The sequence below is a fragment of the Duganella sp. Root336D2 genome (assembly GCF_001425005.1).
Taxonomy (GTDB): domain Bacteria; phylum Pseudomonadota; class Gammaproteobacteria; order Burkholderiales; family Burkholderiaceae_D; genus Rugamonas.
On sequence record NZ_LMDB01000006.1, the window covers coordinates 35018 to 53513 of the forward strand.

General features: G+C 59.8%; 18 protein-coding genes. 16 read left to right on the plus strand and 2 right to left on the minus strand.

Annotated elements, in window-relative coordinates; genetic code table 11:
* Positions 1 to 8: 8 nt before the first annotated feature.
* Entirely contained in the window at positions 9 to 1838 is a 1830-nt protein-coding gene (locus ASD07_RS08155) for a GGDEF domain-containing protein (protein ID WP_156397934.1), read from the minus strand.
* A gap of 118 nt (positions 1839 to 1956) precedes the next feature.
* Here ASD07_RS08155 and ASD07_RS08160 point away from each other — a divergent pair, with 118 nt between their 5' ends.
* The 13 genes from ASD07_RS08160 to ASD07_RS08220 all read left to right on the plus strand — a co-directional run bounded on the left by ASD07_RS08160 (position 1957) and on the right by ASD07_RS08220 (position 14176).
* Positions 1957 to 2592: a methylamine utilization protein gene (locus tag ASD07_RS08160; protein WP_055927826.1), complete on the plus strand. Its 636-nt coding sequence runs from the start codon at positions 1957 to 1959 to the stop codon at positions 2590 to 2592.
* 4 nt (positions 2593 to 2596) lie between these two features.
* Positions 2597 to 4972 carry an EAL domain-containing protein gene (locus tag ASD07_RS08165; RefSeq protein ID WP_055927829.1) on the plus strand — a complete coding sequence of 792 codons (2376 nt, stop codon included), beginning with the start codon at positions 2597 to 2599 and terminating at the stop codon, positions 4970 to 4972.
* Positions 4973 to 5062: 90 nt separating this feature from the next.
* Complete coding sequence (locus ASD07_RS08170; protein WP_082507209.1) at positions 5063 to 7234, plus strand: prolyl oligopeptidase family protein; 2172 nt, start codon at positions 5063 to 5065, stop codon at positions 7232 to 7234.
* Between the two features lie 3 nt (positions 7235 to 7237).
* A complete protein-coding gene (locus ASD07_RS08175) occupies positions 7238 to 9643 on the plus strand; it encodes a zinc-dependent metalloprotease (protein ID WP_055927832.1) in 2406 nt (801 codons plus the stop codon).
* A gap of 34 nt (positions 9644 to 9677) precedes the next feature.
* Positions 9678 to 10250, plus strand: a complete 573-nt coding sequence (locus tag ASD07_RS08180; protein ID WP_156397935.1) for a hypothetical protein — start codon at positions 9678 to 9680, stop codon at positions 10248 to 10250.
* Between the two features lie 55 nt (positions 10251 to 10305).
* Entirely contained in the window at positions 10306 to 11013 is a 708-nt protein-coding gene (locus tag ASD07_RS08185; protein ID WP_156397936.1) for a hypothetical protein, read from the plus strand.
* Positions 11010 to 11504, plus strand: a complete 495-nt coding sequence (locus ASD07_RS08190; protein WP_055927840.1) for a hypothetical protein — start codon at positions 11010 to 11012, stop codon at positions 11502 to 11504. Before ASD07_RS08185 ends, ASD07_RS08190 begins: the two co-directional genes overlap by 4 nt.
* Positions 11501 to 11989 (plus strand): hypothetical protein, encoded by a 489-nt coding sequence (locus ASD07_RS08195; RefSeq protein ID WP_055927843.1) that lies wholly within the window; start codon positions 11501 to 11503, stop codon positions 11987 to 11989. Before ASD07_RS08190 ends, ASD07_RS08195 begins: the two co-directional genes overlap by 4 nt.
* Before the next feature lie 36 nt (positions 11990 to 12025).
* Positions 12026 to 12454 carry a GNAT family N-acetyltransferase gene (locus ASD07_RS08200; RefSeq protein WP_055927845.1) on the plus strand — a complete coding sequence of 143 codons (429 nt, stop codon included), beginning with the start codon at positions 12026 to 12028 and terminating at the stop codon, positions 12452 to 12454.
* A 3-nt stretch (positions 12455 to 12457) separates the two neighbouring features.
* Positions 12458 to 12979 carry an alpha-ketoglutarate-dependent dioxygenase AlkB gene (locus ASD07_RS08205; protein WP_055927848.1) on the plus strand — a complete coding sequence of 174 codons (522 nt, stop codon included), beginning with the start codon at positions 12458 to 12460 and terminating at the stop codon, positions 12977 to 12979.
* 10 nt (positions 12980 to 12989) lie between these two features.
* On the plus strand, positions 12990 to 13385 hold the full coding sequence (locus tag ASD07_RS08210; RefSeq protein ID WP_055927851.1) for a GFA family protein: 396 nt from the start codon (positions 12990 to 12992) through the stop codon (positions 13383 to 13385).
* An 8-nt stretch (positions 13386 to 13393) separates the two neighbouring features.
* The gene (locus ASD07_RS08215; protein ID WP_055927855.1) at positions 13394 to 13792 is read left to right on the plus strand and encodes a hypothetical protein; all 399 of its coding nucleotides are present in this window, start codon (positions 13394 to 13396) and stop codon (positions 13790 to 13792) included.
* Between the two features lie 21 nt (positions 13793 to 13813).
* The gene (locus ASD07_RS08220; protein ID WP_055927861.1) at positions 13814 to 14176 is read left to right on the plus strand and encodes a hypothetical protein; all 363 of its coding nucleotides are present in this window, start codon (positions 13814 to 13816) and stop codon (positions 14174 to 14176) included.
* A 38-nt stretch (positions 14177 to 14214) separates the two neighbouring features.
* Here ASD07_RS08220 and ASD07_RS08225 read toward each other — a convergent pair whose 3' ends face one another.
* On the minus strand, positions 14215 to 14790 hold the full coding sequence (locus ASD07_RS08225) for a helix-turn-helix domain-containing protein (protein ID WP_055927869.1): 576 nt from the start codon (positions 14788 to 14790) through the stop codon (positions 14215 to 14217).
* Positions 14791 to 14904: 114 nt separating this feature from the next.
* On the opposite strand from ASD07_RS08225, the gene kbl reads away from it, so the two are divergent.
* Genes kbl through ASD07_RS08240 form a run of 3 tightly spaced genes read left to right on the plus strand, consistent with a single transcriptional unit; the run spans position 14905 to position 18491 of the window.
* The gene (gene kbl / locus ASD07_RS08230) at positions 14905 to 16107 is read left to right on the plus strand and encodes a glycine C-acetyltransferase (protein WP_055927871.1); all 1203 of its coding nucleotides are present in this window, start codon (positions 14905 to 14907) and stop codon (positions 16105 to 16107) included.
* A gap of 21 nt (positions 16108 to 16128) precedes the next feature.
* Positions 16129 to 17091: an NAD-dependent epimerase/dehydratase family protein gene (locus tag ASD07_RS08235; RefSeq protein ID WP_055927876.1), complete on the plus strand. Its 963-nt coding sequence runs from the start codon at positions 16129 to 16131 to the stop codon at positions 17089 to 17091.
* Positions 17092 to 17111: 20 nt separating this feature from the next.
* Entirely contained in the window at positions 17112 to 18491 is a 1380-nt protein-coding gene (locus ASD07_RS08240) for an L-serine ammonia-lyase (RefSeq protein ID WP_055927879.1), read from the plus strand.
* The last annotated feature ends 5 nt before the right edge of the window (positions 18492 to 18496 follow it).

The following is an 18496-nucleotide window of genomic DNA, read 5'->3' on the forward strand; positions in this document are numbered from 1 at the left end:
AATATAGACTACGCTCCTTGCGTTTGCATCCTGCGATCAAGGAAAAGGCTGTTGCCATGTATCTTTTTGGCCTGCTTCTTCGCATCGGCTGCGCTGGCTGCGATCTGGTGGTGCGAGTAATACTGCTGCGGTTCGACGCGGATCACGCCGAGCGACAGGCTCATCAGCGAGTAGAAGACTTTCTTGCCCTGGCGGTCTTCACTGATATAGCCGCCGCGCTCACGGTCTTCGTTGCTGTAAAAGTCTGCAATGGCGATGGCGAAATCGTCCAGCACGGCGTGGCAGCGCTGCTCCCAGTCTTCGCTCTGGAACAGGATCACGAAGTCGTCGCCGCCGATATGGCCGACGAAATCGCGGTTACGGTCGCCGTGCTTGGCCAGGATATGGCCTGTCAGCTGGATCACGTCGTCGCCGCGGCGATAACCGTAGACATCGTTGAACGGCTTGAAGTGATCGAGGTCCACGTAGCAGACCCAAAACCGCGTTCCGCTCTCCAGCAGGCGGTCGATATGCTCATTGATCGGGACGTTGCCCGGCAGCTGCGTCAGCGGATTGGCGTAGCGCGCGGCGTTGATCTGCATTTGCGTGATCTCGCGCATCAGGTCATGGCCGGTGCCCATGCCGATGTAGCTGCCGTTTTCGGTGATGATGAAGCCATTGAACAAGTGGTGCGCGTCCGATTCGGCCATGCGGCAGGACAGGTCCTGCAGGCTGGTGTCGACGTCTGCAATGATCGGTTTGGCATCCATGAAAAGAGTGCATGGCTTCTTGCCGTACAACTCGCGCTGGTAGGGGCGCGCGAAGTGGTCGATCATCTCAAAGCGCGATACCAGGCCAAGCGGGCGTCCGGCATCGACCACGGGAATGATCATCAGCCTGGGTTCGGCCATGAAGATTTCATAGACGTCGTTGTTGTTCATGGACGGCGGCACTGCGCCCACGTCGTGCAGCAGCTTGCGGATAGACACGGCGTTTCTCTCGGCAGCGCGTTGCGGATAAACCGCCACGCCACGGCGGCCCAGTACCTTGACTACTTCAGCCGGCAGGGCCCGTGCCGGCTGGAGGTGCGGGCGGCCCAGGTGGTAACCCTGCCCATATGCGATGCCCAGGTCGCGCAGCACCAGCAGCTCTGCTGCCTTTTCGATGCCTTCCGCGATGACCAGGGTATTGGACTTGTCGGCGATCTCCTGGATCGAGCGTACGAACTGCAGCTTGACGGGGTCATGGTCTATGCCCTGGATGAAGTGCATGTCGATCTTGACGAACTCCGGCCGCAGTTCGGACCACAGGCGCAGGCTGGAAAAGCCTTCGCCCAGGTCGTCGATCGCGATCTGGAATCCCATGTTCCGATAGTGCAGCACCGCTTCGCGCATCCGCTCGTAGTCGTAAGTCGGCTGGTTTTCGGTCAGTTCGATGATGACGTTGGCGGGATTGAGGCCGAACTCGTGGATGTAGCCGAGGGTTTCGCCCTGGCTGCCATCGTGCTGGCGCACCAGCGATTCCGGGCTGACGTTCAGGAACAGCTTGCCGGGCAGCTGCAGCTCGGCGAAGCGCTCCAGCACAATGCGCCGGCACAGGTATTCCACTTCGCGCGACAGGTTGTTGGCGCGCGCCAGGCGGAACAGGTTGAGCGGCGAATGCAGCGGGCTGTCCGACGGGCCTCGAATCAGGCCTTCGTACGCGATGATTTCGCCGCTTTGCATGTGGACGATGGGCTGGAACAAGGCGTGCAGCTGGCGGCGCAGGATGATGTCCAGCAGGTGCTGGCCGAGCACGTCGTCTGTCGGTGGGCGCAGGTAGCTCACATTGTTGGGGAGGGCGGCGGTTGAAGTGCTCACGATGGCGGTCGCAGAAATGGCAACGTCATGATTCTGTGTCGCAATTGTGACAGCATGATGAACGCCGGAAACACTTTTTGGCGTTACAATAAGCTTTCCACGTCCTTGAACGAGAACGATGCCGAGCCAGTCCCTGATCCGTTGCGCTGCGTTGGCGGCGCTATGCTTTTCCAGTGCCGCCGCTGCTGCCGGCGGGATAAGCGTGCACGTAGCTGACATCAGTGGAAAACCGGTGCCCGACGCCGTGGTTTACCTGGAGGCGGATGGCGGGCAGCCGCTGCCCAAGCCGCAGAAGGCAGGCGAGATCAGCCAGAAGGGATTGAAGTTCATTCCCCTGGTGACGGTGATACAGACCGGCAGCAAGATCTACTTCCCGAATAACGACAAGGTGCGGCACCATATCTATTCGTTTTCCTCGCCGCACAAATTCGACCAGAAGCTGTATTCCGGTACTACGGCCGACCCGCAGACGTTTGACAAGCCGGGCACCGTGGTCCTTGGCTGCAATATCCACGACAAAATGATCGCATATGTGCGTATCGTCGATACGCCATATTTCGGCAAGACCGATGCCGCCGGCGATGTGGTCGTGGAAGCTCCTGCCGGAAAATACACGCTGAAGGCCTGGCATCCCGATATAGTGGGCGGCAACGCGCAGGAGCAGGTGCTGCGCCTGGGCGAGGGCACGGCCAGCGCCAGTTTCAAATTCTCGTTGAAGCCACCATCAACCGAACCGGACGCGCAAGCCTACTGACACCATGCGATTCCGCAGCCTCGAAAGCCGTATCGTCACGTTGTTCCTCGTGCTGCTGATCGTGGTGCAGCTCGTGGGTTTGATCGTGATCCAGCGCGGCATCGATAGCAATGCCCGCGCTGCGATTGCCTCAGAACTGGTCAACGGCAGCAAGGTTTTCGCGCGCCTGATGGACCAGAACGCGCAGAACCTGCGCAATGGAGCGCGTCTGCTGTCGCGCGATGCAGGCTTCCTGTCGGCGATAGGCAATACCGACGACGACGACCGCGCCACCATCGAATCGGCGCTCGCCAACCATGGCCGCCGTATCAAGGCTGCAATGACAATGCTGGTCAGCCCGGAACGCAAGGTTGTCGCATCGACCAGCGATGCACAGGCGGCGGGGCTGGAGCACATGGTGATCGCCATGCTGGACAAGGCGGAACAGGAAGATGGCGCGAATGGGGTAGCCATCGTTGAACGGCTGCCATACCAGGTTGTCGTTGTGCCCGTGAAAGCACCGGTAACCATCGGCTTCGTGGTAATGACATTCCCGCTGGATGAACGCCTGGCGCGGGACATGCAGGAAACCACCGCGCTGCAAACCCTGCTGCTGACGCGCGACGCGAACAGGCGCTGGCTCCCGGTGGCATCCAGCCTGGGGCCTGCCGCGGTCGAACGCATCATGTTGCAATTGCAAGGCATGGGTGCCTTGCCCACCGAAGCCTTCGACGTCGACATTGGCGGCGACAAGCTCAGTGTGCACGTGACGAAGATTGGCGAGGACGACGGCAATGCCGCGGTGGCAATGCTGGGCCGCTCTATCGACGAAGCCACTGCGGAATATTCACGCCTGGAGCGCTGGCTGCTTGGCCTGACCGTGGCCGGCATGATCGTCTGCGTGATTGCCAGCGTGGTCACTGCCAAGCGCATCGCGCAGCCGCTGCGCCAGTTGGCCGATACCGCCAAAAAGCTGGAGCAGGGCGATTACAAGGTGGATATCGGATCGTCGCGCGCCGATGAAATCGGTGAACTGGCGCACGCCTTCGGCAGCATGCGCGACGGTATCGCCAAGCGCGAGCAGGAAATCCGCCGCCTGGCATACTGGGACCCGCTGACCAACCTGCCGAATCGTGCACAGTTCCTGCTGTTGTTGAATGACGCAATCGGTGAGGCGCGCAAGCGCGGCGGTTCGGTCTATGTGCTGATGATGGACCTTGACCGCTTCAAGCACGTGAACGACGTGATGGGCCACAGTTTTGGCGATGCCCTGCTGAAGCAGGTTGCCGGGCGGTTGCTGCAGAAGCTGGCCAACCGCCGCCACCCGGCCCAGGTGGCGCGCCTGGGCGGCGATGAATTTGCAGTCCTGCTGCCGAGCTCGGACCTGGACCAGGCGGTGGTGGTTGCGGCCGAGATCCTGCAGGTGCTGGAATCGCCGCTATCGCTGGACGAGCAGATGGTTGACATCGGCGCCGGCATCGGCATCGCAGGTTTCCCTGACAATGGGCTGGATGGCGAAGAACTGCTGGGCAAGTCGGAGATCGCCATGTACACGGCCAAGCAGCGCAACGAAGGCGCTGTGGTCTATGAAGACGCAATCGATAAGGGCAGTCAGCAAAGCCTGTCGCTGCTGACGGAGTTGCGCCGGGCCGTGGAGAACAATGAACTGCGCCTGTTCGTGCAGCCGAAGATGACGCTGGCCACTGGCCACGTGATCGGCATGGAGGCGCTGGTGCGCTGGCAGCATCCGCTGCGCGGTAATGTCTTCCCCGACCAGTTCATCCCCTTTGCCGAGCAGACTGGTTTTATCCGGGTGATTACCCACTGGGTGCTGGAGCGTTCAGCGGAGCTGTGCCACGAACTGGCGCAGCGCGGCATCCACCTGAAGGTGTCTGTCAACCTTTCCACGCGCGACCTGCTGGACCAGGAATTGCCGTTCAAGTTCGGCGAAATCTTCATGCGCCACCATGTTTCGCCGGGCGCTTTCTGCCTGGAGATCACCGAGAGCGCAATCATGGACGACCCGGTGCGCGCCCAGCAAACCCTGGAACGCTTGCACAGCATGGGATGCGATCTTTCGATTGACGATTTCGGCACAGGATATTCCTCGCTGGCCTACCTGAAGCGCTTGCCGGTCGACGAACTGAAAATTGATAAATCGTTTGTACTGAACATGGTGAATGACGTGGGCGACGCCAAAATCGTGCGCTCCACCATCGACCTTGGCCACAATATGGGCCTGCGCGTTGTCGCCGAGGGCATCGAGAGCGAGGCCGCCTGGAACATCCTGGCGGAGATGGGCTGCGACCAGGGCCAGGGCTACTACATGAGCCGCCCGATGCCGGCCGGCGAACTGGCAAGCTGGGTCGAGAACTGGAAAGCATCCGCATTGGCCGAATAATAGCTGGCGCCGAAGGCTTCGGAGAGTTACTTATTTGCTAAAGTTCAAGTTATGATCGCTGCCGCATCATAACTACTCTACGGACGACACATGCCATTCAAGCGCGCCACACTCGCACTTTCCTTGCTCGCAGCCTTCTCCGCACCAGCCTTTGCCCAGACCTGCCCGGCAGGTGCTGCGGCGGTGACTTATCCAGCTTCCAAAAAGATCGACCAGCAGGACAACTACCACGGCACCATGGTCGCCGACCCATACCGCTGGCTGGAGGACGCCAACAGCGACGAGACCAAGGCCTGGGTGGTGGAGCAGAACAAGGTAACGCAATCGTGGCTGGGCCAGATTCCGGAACGCGAAGCGATCAAGGCGCGCCTGACCAGGCTGTGGAACTACGAACGCTATGGCGTGCCATCGAAGAAGGGCGGCCGCTACTTCTACAGCCGCAACGACGGCCTGCAGAACCAGGCGGTCCTGTACACCGCCAAGACCCTGTCCGAAACCCCGCGCGTGCTGCTCGACCCGAATACCCTGGCTGCTGACGGCACCGTGGCGCTGGCCGGCACCGCCGTGAGCCCGAACGGCAAATTCCTGGCGTACAGCACCGCCGCTTCCGGCTCCGACTGGAACGAGATCAAGGTTCGTGATATCGCGACCGGCAAGGATATGGCCGACCATATCAAGTGGGTCAAGTTCTCCAATACTGCCTGGGCCGCGGACGGTTCCGGCTTCTACTACAGCCGCTACGACGAGCCGACCGAAGAAAGCAAGCTGGCCGGTGTGAACTACTTCCAGAAAGTCTACTTCCACAAACTGGGAACCCAGCAGATCGCCGACGCGCTTGTCTACCATCGTCCGGACCAGAAAGAATGGGGCTTCGGCGCCGAAGTAACCGACGATGGCCGCTATCTGGTGATCAACGGTTCGCACGGCACTGAAGCCAGGAACCGCGTCTTCATCAAGGACCTGAAAGCCAGGGACGCGCAGGTAGTCGGCCTGCTCGAGGCGTTCGATGCCTCGTACAATTTTATCGACAATGAAGGTCCTGTGTTCTACTTCATGACCGACAAGAACGCACCGCGCTCGCGCATCATCGCGATCGATATCCGCAAGCCAGGCATCGAGAACTGGAAGGAAATCGTTCCCGAGACGCAGCAAACGCTGACCGGCGCCAGCATCGTCAACAAGCAGCTGGTGCTTAACTACCTGAGCGATGCGCACAGCGCCGTCAAGGTGGTCGACCTGAAAGGCAAGCCTGTACGCGAGGTTGCGCTGCCGGGCCTGGGCACTGCTTCCGGTTTCGGCGGCAAGGCGACCGATACCGAGACGTTCTACTCCTATACCAGTTTCACTACCCCGGCCACGATCTACCGCCTGGACCTGAAGAGCGGCAAATCCAGCGTTTATCGCCAGCCTAAGGTGGACTTTGACCCGAGCGCCTTTGACACGCGCCAGGAATTCTTCACCAGCAAAGACGGTACCAAGGTCCCGATGTTCATCGTGTTCAAAAAGGGCATGAAACTGGACGGCAGCAATCCGACCTACCTGTACGGCTACGGCGGCTTCAATATTTCGCTGACCCCAAGCTTCTCCGTCTCCAACCTGGCATGGGTTGAAATGGGCGGCGTGTACGTGGTGGCCAACCTGCGTGGCGGCGGCGAGTACGGCGAAGCCTGGCACAAGGCCGGCACCAAGCTGCAGAAACAGAACGTGTTCGATGACTTTATCGGCGCGGCCGAATGGCTGGTCGCAAACAACGTGACATCGCCAGCCAAGCTGTCCATCGGCGGCGGTTCCAACGGCGGCCTGCTGGTTGGCGCAGCGATGACGCAGCGTCCGGACCTGTTCGGCGCGGCGGTGCCGGCGGTCGGGGTGATGGACATGCTGCGCTTCCAGAAGTTCACCATCGGCTGGGCATGGGCATCGGACTACGGTTCGTCCGACAACGCGGAAGAATTCAAGGCCCTGGTCAAGTACTCGCCGCTGCACAACTTGAAGCAGGGCGGCTGTTACCCGGCCATTATGGTCATGACCGCCGACCATGACGACCGCGTAGTGCCAGCCCACAGCTTCAAGTTCGCCGCCGCCGCACAGGCTGCGCAAGCCGGCGCAGCACCGATCCTGATCCGTATCGACTCGAAGGCCGGCCACGGCGCCGGCAAGCCGACGACGAAGCAGATCGAGGAAGTGGCTGACCGTTGGGGTTTCCTGACCCGCGCACTGGACATGCATCCGGCAGCACCGGCAACCGCTGCCGGCGGCCAGTAAGCCATGCGCGCGCTCCTGCTGCTGTGGACAGCCTTGCTTGCGCCGGCCACGGCGGCGGAAGCGCCTAAAACCTTCGCCGAGCAAACCCAGTCGCTCGCCGAGCAGCCGGGCTTCATTGAAGTCTGGCGCGATGCGGCGAAGGGCAGGGTGCTGCTTTCAGTGCGCGACCTGGACCAGCCCTTTTTACTGGTGTCATCGCTGCCTTACGCACTGGGTTCAAACGACATAGGCCTGGACCGCGCGCAGCCGGGCAGCCCGAAGCTGGTACGCTTCCAGAAATTCGGCAACCGCCTGTTCCTGGTTCAGGAGAACACCCGCTTCGTCGCGCGTTCGGCCGATGCCGACGAGCGCAATGCAGTGGCCGAGTCCTTCGCCGGGGCGGTGCTGTGGTCGGGCGACATCCTCGCCAGCGCAGGAGCACGCCACCTGGTCGATTTTTCCAGCTTCCTGCTGGCCGACCAGCATGGCGTGGTGCAGCGGCTGGATGAATCCAGGCAGGGCGCATACCGGGTGGATGAAAGGCGCAGCGCTGTGTTGGCATCCGAAGCCAAAGCCTTTCCCGACAACGTTGAACTGGAATCCTTGCTTACCTTTGCCGGTCCGGGTAATGGCGAGTTTGTGAAACAGGTTGCGGCAGATCCGGCCAGCCTGTCAATGCGCCAGCATATTTCCATGGTGCGGCTGCCGGATAACGGCTACCAGCCGCGCCGCTATCACCCTTTCTCCGGTGGTTTCGATTCCGGCTACTACGACTTTGCCACGCCACTGGCCAGCAGCCTTGACGTGCGCTGGCAAGTTCGCCACCGCCTGGAAAAGGGCGGCAAACCGATTGTCTACTACCTTGACCGCGGCGCCCCGGAACCGGTGCGTTCCGCATTGCTGGAAGGCGCGCGCTGGTGGTCCAGCGCCTTCGAAAAGGCCGGATTCAAGGACGGCTTCCGCGTCGAGTTGATGCCGGAAGGCGCCGACCCGGCTGATGTGCGCTACAACGTGATTACCTGGGTTCACCGCGCCACGCGCGGCTGGTCGTACGGCAATGCGATTGCCGATCCACGCACAGGCCAGATCATTCGCGGTGCCGTGACGCTCGGCTCGCAGCGCGTGCGGCAGGATATCCTGATCGCCGAAGCCCTGCTGGCGCCTTACGGCAAATCCGCTCCCGCCGAGCGCCGCAAACTTGCCGAGCAGATGGCGCTGGCACGCCTGCGCCAGCTCGCAGCCCACGAGGTTGGCCATACCCTCGGCTTCGCCCATAACTTTGCCGCCAGCCGCCGAGGCAATGGCTCGGTAATGGATTACCCTCATCCGGTGCTGAAGCTTGGCGCCGACGGCGCTATCGACCTGCAGGATGCGTACGGCGTTGGTGTCGGTGCATGGGATGACTATGTCGTGAAACACGTTTACGGAGACTTTGGCGGTGGCGAGCTTGAATCAGGCGCGCTGGCCAAGTTGCGCAGTGATGCCCGTGCCGCAGGCCTGCAATATGTCTCCGACGAGGATGCACGCGCACCCGGCGCATCCCATCCGAACGGTCTGTTGTGGGACTTCGGTCCCGATAGCCTGAAAACCTGGGACCAACTAGGCGCCATCCGCCGCCGCGCCCTGGACAACTTCTCCCTTGACGTCCTTCCTGACGAACGCCAGGCGGGCGAACTGGAAGCGCGCCTGGTGCCGGTGTACCTGCTGCAGCGCTACCAAGGTGAAGCCGTAGCGCGACTGCTGGCCGGTGGCGAATATGAATCGGCCACCGGCGCCGATATTCGCGCCGGCCGTGCCGCCGCAGGCATCAAGGTTACGCCTGCAGCCACCCAGCGCGCGGCATTGTCGCGCCTTGCCGATACGCTGCGCGCCGAATACCTCGCTTTGCCGGCCGGAGTGCTCGATCAATTGTCGCCACCGTCGACAGGATTCGAACGCAACAAGGAATACTTCGGCACCCGCATGGCCGCTGTGTTTGACGCGTTGTCCGCCGCCGAAACCGGGGCTGCGCTAACAGCCGGCTTCCTCCTTGACGCCGGCCGCCTGAATCGACTGTACTGGCAGCACGCACGCGACCACGGAATGCCCGGCACCGAGGAAGTGATCGACGCAGCCTTGTTGCGAAGCTGGAAGCGCGCCCCTGTCCCCGCCAATGTAGCGGGCGGCGAGGCCGTCCAACTCGCTGCAAACTGGGTCGTGCTGGATGCTCTGCTGCAGGTGCTGGAAGGAGGCAAACTGCACGCCAACGTCGACGCCGGCCTGCGCCAGCAACTGCGCAGCTTCGCCGCGTGGCTGAAAGCGAATCCTGGCAAAGGCACCACCGCTTCGAGCCGCGCCCAGGCGGCCGACCATGTACTGCGCTACCTGGCCGATCCGCGCAGCGTCAAGCTCCGCACTTTGCCCGCCATCCCGCCGGGCGCACCAATCTGACCACCATTCTCGCAATATGTCCAGGCGCCGCTACTTGTCCCCTCGTCCTATTTGTTTCGGCCTTACGTATGCACTTCTGGCACTTTATGGCCCCATCGCCATGGCTGATGAGCCGATGCCAACCCATTGCGGTAGGGATGAAATCTCCTTCCTCGACGCGTGGTTTGGGGACATTGACCCCGATCAGGAGGGTGACCAGCGCTATTCGCCCAAGGGGAAGTTGCTCTCCCTTTGTGTGAAGCGTAAGGATGAAACGATCGTGAAGGTGAGCTACCGTATAGGCAAATTGGGCCACCCGAATTTAGAATCAGTTGCCAGCCGTGAATCGAAGTTCGGTGTGTACAGCCGCCAGGACACGCCGCATTTCGGAGAAGCTATCGTCTTTTTCACCAGGGGATCGCTCACCCATTATGTAGTGATAGCGACGGGGCAAGGCCATGGCGTTTTCTTACACACATACAAGGACAACAAAAGGATAGCTTCGCAAATGTCGTCTTTCGAAGAAGGTGTAGCCTATCAGGTCGGACCTGAAGAGGTTAACATCGTTGACCGACGCAAGAAGTTGCCGATGACCTTCTGGGCTAAGCCACCTGATAAATTTCGATAGCATTTGCGGCGGCAGGGGCTTTCCTTGACGGCTTTTGGACCATATGGACTCACTGATGTCGATCAATACTCAATTAGGGAAGGCATTGGACCGCTTGTTCCTTTCAGTCCCTCAAACCACTGTATTCGGAAAGCAAAAGGGAGGTGGACATGATCTGCGCAGGTTCTTCCACGCTACCGAACACACGCAGCGTCAGATTGTCTTCTACCGCGATAAATGGTGGACCGTAAACGGCGGCACTTTGTATGCTGAACTGTGCTGTCTTGTTCCTGACGTTCAAGCGGCAGTCTACGGCGTGCCGCAATCGCTTTTAGATCCGGACTGTAACGTCCCCTCAAGCCACTTTCAGTATGTTCTGACGGAGCGAGAGGCGAAGCGCAGCTGGGAACTGCGTTCGCCAGAAAACGTGGCTGCGTTTGAGCACGAAATGAAGAACTGGCTCCCATCGATTGCGTTGCCATGGCTAAGCCAGTTCGAATCCCGCGATGGAGTTATCCGCTTCCTGCAGTCGAAACTCCAATTCATTACGCTTGCGATTTATCTTTCATCTCTCGGCGATAGCGGCGGAGCATCGCAGGCTATCTCGGCATGGCTTGAAGGATTGCCACGTCGGGCAGAGGGCAGTCTGGAACGCCTCGCCGGCAAAGGCCTGATTTCATCAGCTGACGTAGCTTACCTTAGCAATGCATCAATTCAAGGCGAAGAAGATTATAAGTTGCAGGCGGCCGAGTGGGTCCGTGCCAGATTTTGTGAAGAACTATGAGTATTCATCGCTCTTGCCTTTCCTTTGCCATTCTGTTGCTCGCTTTGTCGGCTCCAGCGGGTGCCGATGAACCACTTGACCTGCCGGTGAAAATTGTCACGTGCTCGAAGTCCGGGGCGTTTTGCGCTGAATCTGATCCGAAGACAAACCGGACCAGCGTCCGCCGGCAGGACAGTTCCACCGTACTTTGGACCGTCGATGGCTGGTACCGCTGGATGTTTGTCTCAAATGATGGCAGGTCGTTTGTTGTGGCCCGCGACGGCATGAATCTGGTCCCCGCAGACGCGGATCTGAAATTCGAAGTGCTGCGCATTTATGATCGCGGAAACCTGGTACGTTCCGTCATCCTGGGAGACTTGTATAAACACCGATCGCAACTTCGAACAGCCATATCTCACTTGGCATGGGCAAGGTCAGTAGCCATCAATGCCTCAAACCAGCTTGATGTTGAGCTCATCGATGGCCGCCACCAGAAATTTCCGATGAAATGAACCTCATTCGCTACATGCGCCGGAACGATGGTGCAAAGTTCTGCATCAGCGCAACTGCCTGGGCTGAAACCGGCGGCTCTATCGAAGTGGTTGTCCTGGACGAGGAGCCATTTGGCCAGGTGCGCGGTACGATCCGAACCAGGGATGCAGTACGTATTCCACTTTCACCCCTGCCAAAGGGCTCGCTTCGGATGATCGAGAACCACGCGCTCCAATCGGGTATCCTCCATTTCCCGGAGGACGAGGCGGAAGGGCCGCTCTTGCTGAATGGTCAAGAGTACATGTTCATGGATGGGGCTCATTACGTGCTCGAGGTCTGCCTGCTCGGCCAGCATAAGACTGTGCGCCGACTCCATAGGCAGGAGCCGTCGTTCTGCACCCTGTTCAATGCTGTCATCGCTTATGGAATTCGCGATACGGCATTGCGTGAGGCTGCCATGCGCTTCCGCTGCACCTGCATGCAGTGGGATACTCAACCGTGCTAACATTTTTGGAACGTTTAACTGCATGTCTTATCGGGTATGACTGAATTTCGGATCACCACTGAAGTAAGCGAGTTTGATACCGGGCTCGTACATCGCTTCCTGTCGCTGCAAAGTAGTTGGGCCAAGGGTATTTCGCTCGACCTGGTCGAACGATCGATGGCGAATTCGCTCTGTTTTGGGGGCTTCCTGGGATCAGATCAAATCGCATTTGCGCGCGTGATCTCCGATTACACGACTTTCGCCAACCTGGTCGATGTTTTCGTCCTGCCTGAGCATCGCGGCAAGGGTTATGGCAAAGCGCTGATGGCGGCTGTCTTTGCGCACCCTGAGCTTCAGGGGCTGCGTCGATTCACTTTGGCCACGGGCGATGCGCACGGATTGTATGCGCAGTTCGGATTTACTTCGCCGTTGTATCCGCAATCGCTGATGGAGCGATATTTTCCCGGAATGTACGCGGCAAATTAGATAATGAATCCACCTCCAATACTTTTCGAACCGCAGTTCCTGGCGATGCCAGGGGAGCTGTTCGATCATCTTTTAACGTCGATTGAGTGGGACGAGCGGATGAAGGCTCGGAAGACTGCCAGCTTTGGTGTCTCCTACGACTATTCGCAAATCTCGTACGAGCCGGCTCCAATGCCGGACGAACTAGCTGCACTTGCGGAGTCCATTGGGCGGCTCCTCGGATTTACGCCCAATAACTGCTTGCTCAACTACTACGAGGATGGCAATTCTTCCATGGGATTTCATTCCGACTCGAGCGAAGAGCTTAGCGCGGGGACGGGGGTAGCGATCGTCTCGCTGGGAAGCATGAGATCCCTTGTCTTCAGGAGCAAGGCAGGCAAGTCTGTGGAGTTTGACTTTCCCCTGCCTGCAGGATCGCTGATCTACATGACGAAGGACGTACAGGACCACTGGCTTCATGCCGTACCGAAAATGAGGCACGCCGGCCCGCGTATCAGCCTGACCTTCAGGTCGATCATCAAATAGGAGCTATGTGATGCAGAAACGCCTCGCGTCTTGCAGCTGTGGCCAACTCACTGCCGAAGTGAGTGGCGACCCTGTCCGGATTTCGATTTGCCACTGCCTGGCGTGCCAGCGCAGGACCGGCAGCGTGTTTGGTGAGCAGGCCCGGTTCCCGCGCGAAAACGTGGCGCTAGCGGGCAATGCAACCGCGTACGTTCGCGTTGGCGATGAAGGTGGCCAGGTTACCTTTCATTTCTGCCCGACTTGCGGTTCCACGGTCTATTACGCCCTTGAGAGCCACAAAGGGTTCGTGGGTATACCGGTCGGAGCATTCGCCGACCCCAGCTTCCCGGCGCCGCGGATCTCGGTCTACGAAGAACGGATGCATTGTTGGGTTGTGCCGCCGCCCGATGCGGAACGGATCCCTTAGGAGATCTCATGGGAGCTTGGGGTGCAGGGCTGTATTCAGATGACACGACGTGCGAGGTGCGCGATGCGTACAACGAAAACCTGAAGCATGGGCTGTCAGACATGCAGGCATACGAACGAATCCTGCACGGCTATGGCGACTTGCTTGCCGACCATGAGGTTGCGTGCCTGGTGTATTTCGCACTGGCAGATACGGCATGGAAGGCAGGTCGTCTCCACCACGATGTCAAAGCAAAGGCGCTGGAATTGATTGGACGGGGCGGCGACCTGGCAGTATGGGAGCGTGATGCGCCCGCTGAAGTCGCGGCACGAAAGAAATCCCTACGCTCGCTGGAACAGCGATTGCTATCCGAGCAGCCGGCGCCGATGCTGATCAAGGTTTTGAAGCCACGACCCAAGAAGATTTGAACAAACGCGCCTGTCGGTACGGTGTATTCACTGGACCTGCCGGGCGGGCAAAAGGCATTGCTTGTTCTGGTGGGCTTTATCGATCTCGGTAAGAGCGTTGACCCGGTTTTTTCCGTGTTGAACTGGCGTGGCAGCGGCGCGCTTTCCCAGTCGATCCTTGACGAGCTTGCGACAGTGGACACGATCCCGATTCAATCCGGGCTCGGCAAACAAGCGCACTGGGGCATTTTCGTTACGGATGAACGAAAGAAATTCATGGCCTGTCTTGAGACGACGGGGCAGTCCGTTACAGTTGATATGCCATATATCCCTGACCAGGTGGTGTTCTCGTTTGTGGAGGCGCTTGCGCGTGAACTCGATGCCCACTTCAGCGGCAGTGCATAGCGCTGGGGGGAAACGAATTCCCTGGTCTGCGCCAGACCTTAGCGGTGGATGACCACCAACAAGGCTTTCGCTTCAGTTTTTCCTGGGTTGCGGATCGCGTGGTGCAGGTCCGCAGCGTAGCGCGCAGTGCCACCCAGCTTGATCTTCTTCTTATTGGAACCGACCTCCAGCTCCATCGAGCCGTGCAGGATGGTCAGGTGCTCGGTGGTGCCGGGATCATGCGGTTGCGACACCAGCTCGCCGCCTGGCGATAGCGTCAGCTCATACCACTCGTATTTACCGGCCAGTTCCATCGGGCCGAGGATGCGCAGCACGTAGCCTGCATGGGCGCCGGGCAGGGTAGGGGTTTCGTGCGCATCGACCAGCTTGATCGCTTCGACATCTTTTCCGACGTCGGACAGCAACTCGCCGATCTGCACGCCAAGCGCATTGGCAAGACGCCAGGTAATGGCAATCGTCGGATTGGCCTTTTCGCGCTCAATCTGCGACAGCATGGATTTGGAAACTCCCGCAATACGGGACAGGTCTTCCAGGGTCAGGCCGCGCGCCAGGCGCAGTCGTTGCAGTGCCGCGCCGACTTCCGGCGGGGCGTTGGTGGAAATGTTCGGCTTCACGCTTGCAGAGTTCAATATAGTAAAGTACGATCCCGTATATCGAATTTACGTTCAATATAGTGAATTCGCGTCGAAATAATGAAATAAGAGTAAACTTTACATCAGAGGACGACCATGAGCCAAGCGACGAATGCGTTTTACACCGGCCTGCAACAGAACCTGGAAAAGCTGCGTAACGACGGCCTTTATAAGCCGGAGCGCGTAATTGCTTCCCGCCAGGGCAGCGAGGTGCAATCCGAAGACGGTCGTACCCTGATCAATATGTGCGCCAACAACTACCTCGGCCTGTCGGGCCAGGAGTGGGTGGCGCAGGCCTCCATCGAAGCAACGGAGAAGTACGGCTACGGCCTGTCCTCGGTACGCTTCATTTGCGGCACCCAGACCGTGCACAAGCAACTGGAGAAGGCCATCTCCGAATTCCTCGGCACCGAAGACACCATCCTGTACGCGGCGGCATTTGATGCCAACGGCGGCGTATTCGAGCCTTTGTTCGACGAAAACGATGCCATCATCTCCGATGCGCTGAATCACGCGTCGATCATCGACGGCATCCGCCTGTGCAAGGCTGCGCGCTTCCGCTACGCCCACAACGATATGGCCGACCTGGAGAAGCAACTGCAGGCGGCCGCCGACAAACGTCATAAAGTCGTCGTGACCGACGGCGTGTTCTCGATGGACGGCACCATCGCCCAGTTGGACAAGATCGTCGAACTGGCCGAAAAATACGGCGCCCTGGTCATGATCGACGAATGCCACGCCTCCGGCTTCATGGGCAAGACCGGCCGCGGCACCCACGAGCATCACAATGTACTGGGCAAGATCGACATCATCACCGGCACCCTGGGCAAGGCCCTGGGCGGTGCGATGGGCGGTTTCACTTCCGGCCGCAAGGAAGTAATCGACACCCTGCGCCAGAAATCGCGTCCATACCTGTTCTCGAATACCCTGGCACCGGCCATCGCAGGCGCCTCGCTGGAAGTGCTGAGGCGCCTGTCCGCCTCGACCGAGCTGCGCGACCGCCTGCACGAAAACACCGCTTACTTCCGCAAGGAGATCGAACGTATCGGCTTCACCATCAAGCCAGGCACCCATCCTGTCGTGCCGGTGATGCTGTTTGAAGCCCCGGTGGCGCAGAAGTTCGCGGCCCGCATGTATGAATTGGGCGTGCTGCTGTCCGGCTTCTTCTATCCAGTGGTGCCGATGGGCCAGGCGCGCGTGCGCGTGCAGCTGTCCGCCGCCCACACCCGCGAGCAGCTGGAAAAGGTCCTTGCAGCATTCGAACAAGCCGGCAAAGAGCTGGGCATCATTAAGAACTAATCAGGAAAACAGGTAAGAATCATGGAACGTATCCTCGTCATCGGCGCCAACGGCCAAATCGGCAGTGAACTGGTGGAAGCACTGGCAAAACAGCACGGCGAACAAAACGTCATCGCAACCGACATCAGCCCGGTCAACAAGTACAACGCAGCCCGCTACCAGGTGCTCAACGTGATGGACAAGGCCGCGCTGCAGGCATTGGTGGCTGCGGAAGGCATCACCCAGGTATACCAGCTGGCTGCGATGCTGTCCGCTACCGGCGAGGCAGCGCCGCTGAAGGCGTGGGACCTGAACATGGACGGCCTGCTGAACATCCTGGAAGTGGCGCGCGAGCGCGGCGAGCAGGGCAAGCCGCTGCGCATCTTCTGGCCATCGTCGATCGCTGCGTTCGGCCCGAACACGCCGGCCGAGAACACCCCGCAGTACACCGTGATGGACCCGACCACTATTTATGGCATTTCCAAGCTGGCAGGCGAACGACTGTGCGAATACTACTTCCTGAAATATGGCGTGGATGTGCGTTCGATTCGCTACCCGGGCATCATCAGCTTCAAATCGCCTCCAGGCGGCGGCACCACCGACTATGCGATTGCGATTTTCCACGCGGCGCTGCGCGGTGAACGCTACGATTGCTTCCTCGGGCCGAAGACCACGCTGCCGATGATCTACATGCCGGACGCGATTCGCGCAACCATTGAATTGATGGACGCACCGGCTTCACAAATCAAGATTCGTTCGTCGTACAATGTCGCCGGTGTTTCCTTCAACCCGGAAGAACTGGCTGCCGCGATTACCCGCGCACTGCCCGAATTCAAGATCGCCTACACGCCGGACAGCCGCCAGGCTATCGCCGACAGCTGGCCGCGCAGCCTGGATGATTCCAAGGCGACTGCGGACTGGAACTGGAAAGCGAAGATCGGCGTGGAAGAGATGGTGAAGGACATGCTGGCCAATATTGACGTGAGCCTCAGCGAGGCCGCATAACCAGAGAGAGACAAGCAACAATGGACATGAGTGTTTTCGACTTATTCAAGATTGGCATTGGCCCATCCAGTTCGCATACTGTGGGACCAATGGTGGCGGCGCGCCGCTTCCTGCTCGAAAACGCTCCATTGGATGATGTCACCTCGGTGACGGCTGAGCTCTATGGCTCGCTGGCCTTGACCGGTATCGGCCACGGCACCGACAAGGCCGTGCTGCTTGGCCTGATGGGCGAGACGCCGCAGGGCGTCGACCCTGACGCGGTCGAAGACATGCTGGCTGCAGCCGACGTTGACGGCGAGCTGCGCCTGCTGGGCGAGAAGACCATTGCGTTCACCCGCAAGCAACACCTGGTGTTCCATATGGCAGAGAACCTGCCGGAGCACCCGAACGGCATGCGCTTCACCCTGGCCCGTGCCGACGGCAGCTCGGCTTCCAGGATTTACTACTCAGTCGGCGGCGGCTTCATTCGTGCCGAAGGCGAAGAGGCGGCCACTGATGGCAAGCCGGCCGTGCGCCTGCCGTACCCGTTCAACACCATGGCCGAATTGCTGGGTCATGGCGTCAGCAGCGGCAAGACCATTCCCCAGATGCTGCGCGCCAACGAGCTGACCCGCATCAGCGAGGCAGAGCTCAACCAAGGCATGGACCGCATCTGGCACGTCATGCGCGACTGCATCCAGCATGGCCTGGAGACGAGCGGCCAACTGCCAGGCGGCCTGAATGTAAAGCGCCGCGCAGCCGACCTTTGGCGCCAGGCGCAGGGCGGCGATCGCGCCAACCAGCTGCCGCACGATGCGCTGAACGGCGTGAGTTTGTACGCGATGGCGGTCAATGAAGAGAATGCAGCGGGCGGACGTGTTGTAACGGCGCCTACAAATGGGGCTGCAGGCATCATTCCCGCTGTGCTGAAATACTATGCGGAAGACTGCAAACCGGTCGATCCGATCACCGGCGTGCGCGCATTTTTGCTGACCGCGGCGGCGATTGGCATGCTGTGCAAGCGCAATGCGTCGATTTCCGGTGCCGAAGTAGGGTGCCAGGGTGAGGTTGGCGTGGCGTGTGCGATGGCGGCGGCGGGCCTGGTGGCAGCGCTGGGCGGCAGCAACGCGCAGATCGAGAATGCGGCGGAAATCGGCATCGAGCACCACCTGGGCATGACCTGCGATCCGATTGGCGGGCTGGTGCAGATTCCTTGCATCGAGCGCAATGGCATGGGCGCGGTGAAAGCGATCACCGCAGCATCGCTGTCCCTGAAAGGCGACGGCACCCACTTCGTCACCCTGGATAACGTGATTGAGACCATGCGCCAGACTGGCGCCGACATGCAGGCGAAGTACAAAGAGACTTCGCTGGGCGGCTTGGCGATTCATGTCGTTTCGGTGAATCACGCTGCCTGCTAACGCTA